The following is a 10,623-nucleotide window of genomic DNA, read 5'->3' as shown; positions in this document are numbered from 1 at the left end:
AATCCGCGTGTTGGGAGTTCGAATCTCTCCACCCCTGCCATCTATCAAGCCTCCGCAGAAATGCTGAGGCTTTTTGCTATTTTTCATCTCCTTATTATTTTTTAGAACATTCCTGTTCTTCAATAACTTCAATAAAAGTATCGCCCCCATACTGCATTAAACCGATCTTTTCTGTGCTAATTTTAAGTTTGCATTTTTACGGCGTCAGTAGGTAATGCTTGCTAAGATAGTGGCAATATCCTCGTAGGGAAAAATATAAGATGAATCCAGTCATTGAAACTATTCTTGCACATCGTTCTATCCGATCTTTTACCGATCAGAAGATAACTCCAGATCAGCTGAGCACAATTATTTCTGCTGGTATTGCGGCATCATCATCGAGCCTATTACAGGTTAATTCAATCATTCGTGTTACGGATAAAGATAAACGCGAGCAGTTGGCTATACTGGCGGGTAACCAAGCTTATGTTGCAAGCGCTGCTGAGTTTTTAGTGTTCTGTATTGACTACCAACGTCATTACGCCATTAATCCTGAGGTAAAACCAGAGCTGATTGAACTCACTTTGATTGGCGCTGTAGACGCTGGGATCATGGCACAAAACTGTTTATTGGCGGCAGAATCGATGGGATTGGGTGGTGTTTATATTGGCGGCTTAAGAAATTCACCTAAAGAAGTGGATGAGTTATTAGAGCTTCCTCCATATTGCGCAGTGTTATTTGGTATGTGTTTGGGGTATCCGGCTCAGAATCCACAACTAAAACCTCGTTTATCTCCTGAGGTAATTGTTCATGAGAATACCTACCATGCTTTGAGTTATGCTGAAATAGAGCAATATGATGAGACGATGAGGGCTTATTATCAGACGCGTTCTTCCAATACCAAGAAAGTGGCTTGGTCTACAGAGGCAACGGCTAAATTAGCACAAGAATCTCGACCTCATATGTTGAACTATCTCAACAGTAAAGGCTTAGCACACCGATAAAAAAGAGCCCAATCTTAACGATTGGGCTCTTTTACAATGATTAGGCTAAACCTTGAATAACGACGAATTTTTCAAGTAGTTGATGTTCAGTTTCTATGTGTTCTGGATCGGTAATGATGCAGTTTGTTATCGGACATACGGATTGACAGGTGGGCTTGTCGTAATGTCCTTTGCATTCAGTACATAGATTAGGATCAATTTCATAGATCCGGTTGCCCATAGAGATCGCGCCATTTGGGCATTCCGGATCACACATATCACAGTTAATGCATTTACTGGTGATCAATAATGCCATAACTACTTGCCTACGGGATTACGAGTATCTTGGCCAGCATTCAAGTTACGCATTAACAGAGCAAAGTTTAAATCCAACTCTTCAGGAACCGGGATATAAACAAAGTGACCGTTTCCTTTTGCGTCATCAACAGTTTCACCTTTGCGGTTTTCCATTGCTTCAAGTCTGAAGACAACATTCCCTTTTGGGGTCATCAGCTCTAAACTATCACCTAAGATAAACTTGTTTTTAACTTCAACTTCAGCCATTTCACCACGACGTTTACCCGTAAATTCGCCAACAAATTGCTGTGAATCTGAGACTGAATAGCCATAGTCGTAGTTTTGATAAGTATCGTGTGTATGGCGTCGCAAGAAACCTTCGGTATAGCCACGGTGTGCAAGGCTTTCTAAAGTACCCATCAGGCTTTCATCAAATGGTTTACCTGAAACTGCGTCATCAATTGCTTTACGATACACTTGAGCTGTGCGAGCGCAATAATAGAAAGATTTAGTACGACCTTCTATTTTTAATGAATGCACGCCCATTTTCGTCAATCGTTCTACATGCTGTACGGCTCGTAGATCTTTTGAGTTCATAATGTAGGTGCCATGTTCGTCTTCAAAAGCGGCCATCTTCTCTTCTGGACGATGGCTTTCTGAAAGCAAAACCACATCATCAATCGGTTTGCCTAAACCAAGTGTATTATCAGGGCGCTCTTCTTGTATCTCGATAGTTTGAACTGCTGCTGGATCAAATTTCTCGACAATTTGACCGGTTTCGTCTTCTTTGGCTGATTCAACTTTGTATTCCCAACGACATGCATTAGTGCATGTTCCTTGGTTTGGATCACGTTTATTAATGTAGCCAGACAATAGACAGCGACCTGAATAAGCCATGCATAATGCGCCATGAACAAAAATTTCGAGTTCGGTCGTTGGACATTGCTCACGAATTTCTTCAATTTCTTCCAACGAAAGTTCGCGTGATAGAATCACTCGTTCAACGCCTTGAGATGCCCAGAACTTAACCGTTGCCCAGTTAACAGCATTGGCTTGAACTGAAAGGTGAATAGGCATTTCAGGAAATGCTTCACGAACCATCATGATAAGCCCAGGGTCAGACATAATGAGCGCATCTGGTCCCATTTCAACCACAGGCTTTAGATCTCGGATGAATGTCTTAAGTTTTGAGTTGTGGGGTTGAATATTACAAACCACGTACAATTTTTTACCCAAAGCATGTGCTTCATCGATACCGATTTGCAGGTTTTCATGGTTAAATTCGTTGTTGCGTACACGAAGGCTATAACGAGGTTGGCCGGCATAAACGGCATCTGCACCGTAAGCAAACGCATAACGCATGTTTTTTAGACTGCCCGCCGGTGATAGTAGCTCGGGGACAAAAGGGGTATGTGTGCTCATTGTTTTTCTCTAATCTGATCTCAAGTCAGGCCAATACCACCTGATGGTATTGGAGGGGCGCAAATTTTACGTTAAAAATAACCTTATGCCTAGTAGGGATCGTAAGTGATACAAAAAAGCCCAACACTTTTAAGGGTATTGGGCTTTTGCATGATGCTTTTGTTAAGCGTTCGGGTGAGGAAGGCCGCCGAGAACGTCAAATAAGTTAGGCAAAAATGCCGACATTTCACCACACATTAATGAGAAATCGGCATCAAAGCGAGCCGCTTGCTCTTCTCGTGGAATATCTTCATTTTGTTCTTTGAGCTCATCGCTAAATGCCAAACGCTTAATGCTACAATCTTCAGCCAGAATAAAGCTCAGGCGATCTTGCCAGTTCAATGCCAGTTTAGTGACGACTTTATTGGCTTCAATATGGCTTAAGATCTCATCGCTTGTCAGTTCTTGTTTCTTACAGCGGATCACTGCGCCATCTTCTAATAACGACTTTAATTCAGCTTCATCTAACAAGCTAAACCCTTGTGGTAGTTCGCCACTTTTAACCCACTGAGTAAGTGTTGTTTCTACCGCTTGTTCTGGGATCGCAGGTACTACGGGTAGGCTACCCATGGTTTTGCGTAGCAGCGCCAAAACGTCTTCAGCTTTTTTGTAGCTTGCGGCATCGACTAAAATGAAGCCTTGCTTGGGTAGGATAAGCACAAAGGTGAGATTGCTGCGGCTAAATGCTCTAGGTAGGAGATCGATGACAATATCTTCCTTGAGGCTTTCCTTCTCCTTTTTCTTGAGAGGTCGCCCTTCTTCCACTTCCATCGCTTCAACTTTGGCATTCAAAGAATCTTTAATGACCGAAGCTGGTAACATCTTTTCTTCTTTTTTCGCGCAGATCAGAATACGGTCTTCAGAAACGTGGGTCATCATGTCGCCGTGTTTACCCATTGCGTTAACCCAACCAAATTTTTGCTTATCTTGGCTGCCGCATGGCGTAAAACGAAATTCGGCCAGTTGTTTTTCGAGCTGATCGGCGTTGAATTCTACATCGCGATTAACACGATAAACCATACAGTTTTTAAACCACATATTCTTTCTCTTACTTAATTAGAAGACGCAACATGATAGGGGATTTGAAAGCTAAAGTCTTAAATCAATTTCAAAATATAATCATGAACTTGATAAGAAACTTATATGAAAAATTGTTTGCAAAGGTCACAAAAGTGTCATAATTGTTTCCCATAATGCATAGCGTTGATTACATAGAAAGGTTATTCAAATGTCTAGAAGGATTCTGGTTGTTGAAGACGAAGCACCCATTCGCGAAATGTTGTGTTTCGTGCTTGAGCAAAAAGGTTATCAAGCTGTTGAAGCGGAAGATTACGACACGGCGGTGAGTAAACTGGCTGAACCCTTTCCCGATCTTGTGTTATTAGATTGGATGTTGCCCGGCGGGAGTGGTATCAACTTTATTAAGCATATGAAGCGTGAAGAATTAACACGCAACATTCCTGTTGTGATGTTAACCGCCCGTGGTGAAGAAGAAGATAAAGTTCGCGGCCTTGAAGTGGGTGCGGATGATTACATAACCAAACCTTTTTCGCCTAAAGAGTTGGTTGCTCGTTTGAAAGCGGTTATCCGGCGCGTCACACCGACAGCACTGGAAGATGTGATCGACGTGCAAGGATTGAAGTTAGATCCTGTCTCTCATCGAGTAACGGCTAATGATAATGCCTTAGAGATGGGGCCGACGGAATTCAAAATGCTACACTTCTTTATGACGCACCAAGAACGCGTCTATAGCCGTGAGCAGTTATTGAACAATGTGTGGGGTACCAACGTTTATGTTGAAGACCGCACTGTCGATGTTCATATACGCCGTCTGAGAAAAGCGTTAGAAGAGGCTGGCCACGATAAATTAATTCAAACAGTACGTGGTGCCGGTTATCGCTTTTCATCCAGAACATAAAGGATTAATTAAGGTACGAAATGGTTGAACGTTTAACGTGGAAAAGGCTGGCTTGGGAGATGGCTTTTTTTTACTCTCCTTGGATTATCGTTGGCTGGATCTTTGGCCATATGGCTTGGCTGCTGCTAGCGGCTACAGCGTTGCAACTGATTTGGCATTTGCATAACCAAATGCGTTTGTCGGCTTGGTTGTGGGATGAAAAACGTTTAACGCCGCCTTCCGGGACTGGAAATTGGGAATACCTGTTTAATGGGATTTACCGTTTACAGCAACGCCAACGTAAAAAACGCAAAGAATTGACCAATTTGATCCGCCGCTTTCGTAACGGGGCTGAATCGCTACCCGATGCGGTGGTGGTGTTCCGTGACGAAGGGAACATTGTTTGGTGTAACCGACTTGCACAACACCTGCTCGGTTTTCGCTGGCCAGATGATGCAGGTCAACCTATCTCAAATTTATTGCGCGCCCCTGATTTTATCAAATATCTGCAAAAAGATGATTTCACAGAACCACTTGAAATGCGCTCTCCACTTAATGTTGAGCGCATGTTAGAGCTGCGTATTGTGCCTTACACAGAAGGTGAGCATTTGATGGTTGTGCGTGATGTCACTCAGTTGAAACAGTTAGAAGGCATGCGCCGAAATTTCTTTGCTAACGTTTCTCATGAACTGAGAACGCCGATGACGGTGTTGCAAGGGTATCTTGAGATGACAGAAGACCCTGACATGCTGGTAGGGCCGATGTGGCCTAAGGCACATGGAGTGATGACTGAGCAGTTAAACCGTATGAACAGTTTAGTCAATCAACTGCTGACGTTGTCAAAAATTGAAGCGGCGCCTATGCATGAGCTGGATGAAGTGGTTGATGTTCCGGCTATGTTGGAAGTACTTGAAAAAGAAGCGATCAGTTTAAGTGGCGATCATCATCACCGACTGCATTTTGATGTCGATAAGCGACTTAAAGTATTGGCCGATGAAGATCAACTGCGCAGTGCTATATCAAACCTTGTTTATAACGCCGTCAAATATACGCCTCCGGGAGCGGAAATTAATGTGCGTTGGTATCAAAACGCGCAAGGTGCTTGTTTAGACGTGGTAGATAAAGGGGAAGGGATTGAGCCACAGCATTTACATCGTTTAACAGAACGTTTTTATCGTGTCGATAAAGCACGTTCGCGAGATACCGGAGGAAGTGGGCTTGGGCTCGCGATTGTTAAGCATGCATTGTCACATCATGACACGCATTTGCAGATTCACAGTGAAGTGGGTGTTGGCAGCAAATTCTCTTTTATTTTGCCTAAACGTTTGGTTGTGCTGTCATGATACATCGCATATTTACAGCCTTTCTCTGTTTTTACTTACTGATTACCACGAACGCCGTGAGCGCTCAGCCGCTCGTGGATTACTCAAAAACTAACGGTGTTGCAGGTAGTCTGCTATCGGTGGGTTCAGACACACTGGCAGGAATGACGACGTTGTGGGTTGAAGAGTTTAAGACGATCTACCCCAATATCAATGCTCAAGTACAAGCCTCAGGTTCTTCCACCGCGCCTCCTGCTTTAACTGAAGGAACGGCGCAATTTGGCCCAATGAGTCGCCCGATGCGTGGTCGTGAGATTGAAGCATTTGAACGCGCACACGGTTATAAGCCGACGGCATTGCGGGTTGCGATAGATGCCATTGGTATTTTTGTACATCGAGATAATTCAATCAAAGGGCTTAATTTTACTCAATTAGACAGTATTTTCTCATCCACGTTGCGCTGCGGTGCTACACAACCGACCAATACTTGGGCGCAATTGGGCGTTGATGAGGATTGGGCCAAGCGGGGAATTCAACTGTTTGGCCGAAATTCGGTGTCGGGAACTTATGGCTATTTCAAACAAAACGCACTGTGTGGTGGCGATTTCAAAAAGGGAGTAAACGAGCAGCCGGGATCGGCATCGGTTGTACAATCGGTTGCCTCATCGATCAATACTATCGGTTATTCTGGTGTTGGTTATCAGGTTTCTGGTGTGAAATTGATTCCGATAGCCAAACAAGGCGATCAGTTTATTGCCGCAAGTTATGAAAATATTCTATCAGGTGCTTATCCGTTATCTCGCTATTTGTATGTGTATGTGAATAAACATCCTAATCAGGATCTGCCACCCATGCAGCGCGAATTTATCCGTTTCATTTTTTCTAAGCAAGGACAAGCGATCGTTGGGAAAGATGGTTATGTGCCTGTCAGTGCCGAGTTTGCTCAGCAAGAACTAGCTAAAGTGGGCATAAAATAACGAGCTGTTCGCTCGCTATTTTTAATCAAACCCAATTCAAATTAAACATTGAGCTGCCAACCGACACTTCGCCAATACTGTTGTTCGCACATCAGATCCGCATGTAATAATTTATTATTTTCTAACCAATTGGCATCTTCACATTCTAGTTTCCACTCATCATCTTTTGCGCTGAGCGTTAACTCAGGAAGAGGATCATCATTACGTTGGCTATTGACAACAATCGCTAAACGCAACACGCGGATGAGGCCAATAATGTGCTTTTTCTTAAACAAGGTGAAATCATTCATTTCTTGCAGCTTGAGGGATTTGCGTTGAAAGCGCGCTAAGGTCGACAGTACCTGTTGCTGTTCGCTGTTAAAACCGGGCATGTTGGTGTGACGCAGAATATAAGCAGAGTGTCGGTGAAAGCCTTGTAAGTTGATGCTCAATCCCACCTCATGCAATAACGCTCCCCATTCCAAAAGATCAAACAGTTCGCTGCCTTTTTTCAATCCTAGCTCTGGGGTCACATTCTGTAGAAACTCTTTTGCATGGCCTTTGACTTTAGCGGCATGCTCTAAGTCGACTAGATGCTTCATCGCGAGGTTTTCAGTGGTGCGTAAACGGATATCGGAATACTTGAACCGATCTTCCATCTCATAAAGCAAACCTTCTCGTAATGCACCATCAGAAAAATGCATCTCTTTCACACGCAGCGATTTTAAAACCGCGCTTAAAATGGCAACTCCCGCAGCAAAAACGGGTTTTCTATCGTCAGTCAACGCGCTGAGTTCGATCTCATCAATACTTTGCCATTCACAGAGTTTTTCGATGAGTTTATTGACTCGCTCAAGCGTGATGATGCCATCATCAAAGCCCAAACCAATCAGTACTTCGTGAATGGCTTTGATGGTTCCTGACGAGCCGAAGGCGACTTCCCACCCTTTTTTGCGATATTTCGCCGCAATAGATTCGATTTTTTGCTCGGCGGCTAATATCGCATGAGCGAAGTTTCTGCTTGAAAGCCTACCATCAGCGAAGTAACGGTCGGTATAGCTGACGCATCCCATTTGCTTGCTGTTGATTAGGTCTGGATCAAACCCTTGGCCAATCACCATCTCGGTACTGCCGCCACCGATATCCACCACCAACATAGACGCTGCTTGAGGTTGAGTATGTGCCACGCCTAAATAAATTAAGCGTGCTTCCTCAGCTCCGGGAATGATTTCAATAGGGAAAGGCAGTACCTGTTTGGCTCGTTGTAAGAATGTATGAGCATTATTGGCTTGACGCAGCGTATGCGTGGCCGCGATGCGCACGTTTTCAGGTTCGAAACCTTGCAACCGCTCGGCAAACATCGCTAAGCATTCAAGCCCTCGCTCTATGGCATCGGCATCCAAATTTTTTTGTTCATCTAACCCAGCCGCCAAGCGTACACGTTGCTTATGGCGGCTCACCAGTTGCAGATCTTGATCGACGACTTTGGCCACCACCATATGAAAGCTGTTAGAGCCTAAATCGATGGCCGCAATATCGCGAATAGTATTAGTTGGGTTGATTGTCATGTAAGGGTTCTTTGCTCTTTCTGGTCTGTCTTTCTACATTCTTAAGATAGTCGTAGATGGCAAATTGCGAACGCACTTTTTTACGGTTACCACGTTCTACATAATTATTGCTCATCTCTTTGTCTATCCAGCGCGCTTTCACTGTATCGGTAAATTGTAAATTCATAATGTCAATCATACGCTGTTTCAAACGTGGGTCACGAATTGGTGTCGTTACTTCGATACGATGATCGATATTGCGCGTCATCCAGTCGGCAGAGGAGATATACACCAGCGGGTTGCCATCATTGTGCGTAATAATGACACGAGGGTGTTCCAAAAAGCGATCAACGATGCTGATGATTTTGATATTGTCACTCACGCCCTCAATTCCCGGAACCAGTGAACACATGCCCCGGACGATCATCTTAATTTGTACGCCCGCGCTACTCGCACCATACAGTTTATTGATCAACCCTTTATCCACTAAGTTATTTAACTTTAAAGTGATTGCGGCTTTTTTACCAAGTTTCACATTGGCGATTTCACTGTCGATTAATCGATAAAGCTGAATACGAGAGTTTCTTGGCGACACAATGAGATGGCTAAATTTAACTGGGCGGTAAGGGTTTTCAATATAGCCAAACACGTTTCGTACTTCGGTAGCAATTTCATTGTCGGCGGTCAGTAGTGAAAAGTCCGTATAGATACGGGCGGTTTTTTCATGGAAGTTGCCCGTGCCTATGTGTGCGTAGCGAACGATGTTGTCCTGTTCTTTGCGGCTAATGAGCAGCAATTTAGAGTGAATTTTTAATCCGGGAGCACCGAAAATTACTTGGACCCCCGCTTCGGTTAAAATACGTGACCATTCAATGTTGGCTTCTTCATCAAACCGTGCTTGTAACTCAACCACTACCACCACTCGTTTGCCATTGTGTACCGCATCGACGAGCGAGTTCATTAAGCGAGAATCTTTGGCAACACGATAAATATTGATTTTGATGCTGATCACTTTGGGATCAAACGAAGCTTGTCTTACCAACTCGGTAATGTGTTCAAATGAGTGATAAGGATAGTGAAGTAGAATATCCTGAGCGCGAATCGCATCAAATGCATTGGCAAAACCTTCAAAGTCAGCACATTGCATGGGTGGTAGCGGCTTGTTTTCTAAATAGTCACGCCCCACGTTTGGGAACCCAATAAAATCTTTAAAGTTATGGTAACGACCACCAGGAAGAAGGCTATCATAGTGCGATATTTTGAGTTTTTCGCACAAAAATTTAAGCATTTTTGTCGGCATTTCTCGTTCATAAACAAAGCGTACGGGCATAGCACTTAAGCGTTGATTCAACCCTTCTGACATCTGTTCTAACAAACTGTATTCGACTTCCCGTCGCAAGTCATATTCCGCATCACGTGTCATTTTCATCGCGTAACCCGTGAGCTCTTCATAGTCAAAAAAACCGCGGAAAATCTCATCGAGGCAGTGGCGAATGATGTTGTCCAATAAGATGATGGTTTTGCGGCGTTTGCCCTTTTGCTCCGGCACCATGACAAAGCGCGGTAGGTGGTCTGTCGGGATTTCAATCAGCGCATATTGGCTGCGGTCATTGTGTTTGAGATCAACGGCAATATAGGCGTATTCATCTTTCAAAAATTGCATGACATCAATGTCGTCAGTCATGAGCAGCGGTGTAATATGCGGGCGCACTTCTTTATGGAAATACTTAGTGATCCATTTTTTCTGAGTCTCATCCAACTGCGTTTCATTAACCAAGAAGATACGGCGACGTGCCATTTCTAAAATAAGCTCATTATAGAGATTGTCGAAATCTTGGTTGAGTTTGAACGCCTTACTTTGCATTCGTGTCAGCAAATGCTTGGTAGTATCGTTACCACCACGTTCTCGGTTGATCAAAATTTGCCGTTTTACATCGGAAAAGCGAACTTTATAGAACTCATCCAGATTGTTAGAAAAAATACCTAAAAACCGTATTCTCTCGATTAAAGGCACGGTTTTATCTGCGGCTTCTTGCAATACGCGTTCATTAAACGAAAGCCAGCTCAATTCCTTGTCGATATACAACTTGTCCGTACTCATTCATGTTACCTTTTAACTCAATTGACGTTTTTTACTGACTCACCCTCTGTGTGCTGATTGTGCGATTCTGCACAGCAATC

At 43.7% G+C, this 10,623-nt stretch carries 9 protein-coding genes; 4 read left to right on the top strand and 5 right to left on the bottom strand.

Annotation, left to right across the window (positions count from 1 at the left end):
• Positions 1 to 260: 260 nt before the first annotated feature.
• Complete coding sequence (gene nfsA, locus AACR75_RS05310) at positions 261 to 983, top strand: oxygen-insensitive NADPH nitroreductase (RefSeq protein WP_017049407.1); 723 nt, start codon at positions 261 to 263, stop codon at positions 981 to 983.
• 40 nt (positions 984 to 1,023) lie between these two features.
• Here the strand turns inward: nfsA and AACR75_RS05305 are convergent, their stop codons facing one another.
• The 3 genes from AACR75_RS05305 to rdgC form a co-directional block, all read right to left on the bottom strand.
• A complete protein-coding gene (locus AACR75_RS05305) occupies positions 1,024 to 1,278 on the bottom strand; it encodes a YfhL family 4Fe-4S dicluster ferredoxin (protein WP_013857525.1) in 255 nt (84 codons plus the stop codon).
• A gap of 2 nt (positions 1,279 to 1,280) precedes the next feature.
• Positions 1,281 to 2,681 (bottom strand): prephenate-dependent tRNA uridine(34) hydroxylase TrhP, encoded by a 1,401-nt coding sequence (gene trhP, locus AACR75_RS05300; RefSeq protein ID WP_047689061.1) that lies wholly within the window; start codon positions 2,679 to 2,681, stop codon positions 1,281 to 1,283.
• A 162-nt stretch (positions 2,682 to 2,843) separates the two neighbouring features.
• Positions 2,844 to 3,758 carry a recombination-associated protein RdgC gene (rdgC, locus tag AACR75_RS05295; RefSeq protein ID WP_047689059.1) on the bottom strand — a complete coding sequence of 305 codons (915 nt, stop codon included), beginning with the start codon at positions 3,756 to 3,758 and terminating at the stop codon, positions 2,844 to 2,846.
• A 190-nt stretch (positions 3,759 to 3,948) separates the two neighbouring features.
• On the opposite strand from rdgC, the gene phoB reads away from it, so the two are divergent.
• Genes phoB through AACR75_RS05280 form a run of 3 tightly spaced genes read left to right on the top strand, consistent with a single transcriptional unit; the run spans position 3,949 to position 6,916 of the window.
• Complete coding sequence (gene phoB / locus AACR75_RS05290) at positions 3,949 to 4,638, top strand: phosphate regulon transcriptional regulator PhoB (RefSeq protein ID WP_013857522.1); 690 nt, start codon at positions 3,949 to 3,951, stop codon at positions 4,636 to 4,638.
• A gap of 20 nt (positions 4,639 to 4,658) precedes the next feature.
• Positions 4,659 to 5,960 (top strand): phosphate regulon sensor histidine kinase PhoR, encoded by a 1,302-nt coding sequence (gene phoR, locus AACR75_RS05285; RefSeq protein WP_047689056.1) that lies wholly within the window; start codon positions 4,659 to 4,661, stop codon positions 5,958 to 5,960.
• Positions 5,957 to 6,916 (top strand): PstS family phosphate ABC transporter substrate-binding protein, encoded by a 960-nt coding sequence (locus tag AACR75_RS05280; protein WP_047689053.1) that lies wholly within the window; start codon positions 5,957 to 5,959, stop codon positions 6,914 to 6,916. Before phoR ends, AACR75_RS05280 begins: the two co-directional genes overlap by 4 nt.
• Positions 6,917 to 6,957: 41 nt before the next feature.
• On the opposite strand, the gene ppx is transcribed toward AACR75_RS05280, so the two are convergent.
• Together ppx and ppk1 are read right to left on the bottom strand one after the other, a co-directional pair.
• Positions 6,958 to 8,463: an exopolyphosphatase gene (gene ppx, locus AACR75_RS05275; RefSeq protein WP_017046241.1), complete on the bottom strand. Its 1,506-nt coding sequence runs from the start codon at positions 8,461 to 8,463 to the stop codon at positions 6,958 to 6,960.
• Positions 8,444 to 10,543: a polyphosphate kinase 1 gene (gene ppk1, locus AACR75_RS05270; RefSeq protein ID WP_013857518.1), complete on the bottom strand. Its 2,100-nt coding sequence runs from the start codon at positions 10,541 to 10,543 to the stop codon at positions 8,444 to 8,446. Before ppk1 ends, ppx begins: the two co-directional genes overlap by 20 nt.
• Positions 10,544 to 10,623 lie beyond the last annotated feature (80 nt).

It is taken from the genome of Vibrio sp. ZOR0018, assembly GCF_963865925.1.
Classification (GTDB): Bacteria; Pseudomonadota; Gammaproteobacteria; order Enterobacterales; family Vibrionaceae; genus Vibrio; species Vibrio anguillarum.
Note: the sequence above shows the minus strand (reverse complement) of the source record. Positions and strands in the feature narration are given on the sequence as shown.

Coding starts and splice junctions, on each gene's coding strand:
- nfsA (WP_017049407.1), top strand. CDS start 261: ATGAATCCAGTCATTGAAACTATTCTTGCACATCGTTCTATCCGATCT.
- AACR75_RS05305 (WP_013857525.1), bottom strand. CDS start 1,278: ATGGCATTATTGATCACCAGTAAATGCATTAACTGTGATATGTGTGAT.
- trhP (WP_047689061.1), bottom strand. CDS start 2,681: ATGAGCACACATACCCCTTTTGTCCCCGAGCTACTATCACCGGCGGGC.
- rdgC (WP_047689059.1), bottom strand. CDS start 3,758: ATGTGGTTTAAAAACTGTATGGTTTATCGTGTTAATCGCGATGTAGAA.
- phoB (WP_013857522.1), top strand. CDS start 3,949: ATGTCTAGAAGGATTCTGGTTGTTGAAGACGAAGCACCCATTCGCGAA.
- phoR (WP_047689056.1), top strand. CDS start 4,659: ATGGTTGAACGTTTAACGTGGAAAAGGCTGGCTTGGGAGATGGCTTTT.
- AACR75_RS05280 (WP_047689053.1), top strand. CDS start 5,957: ATGATACATCGCATATTTACAGCCTTTCTCTGTTTTTACTTACTGATT.
- ppx (WP_017046241.1), bottom strand. CDS start 8,463: ATGACAATCAACCCAACTAATACTATTCGCGATATTGCGGCCATCGAT.
- ppk1 (WP_013857518.1), bottom strand. CDS start 10,543: ATGAGTACGGACAAGTTGTATATCGACAAGGAATTGAGCTGGCTTTCG.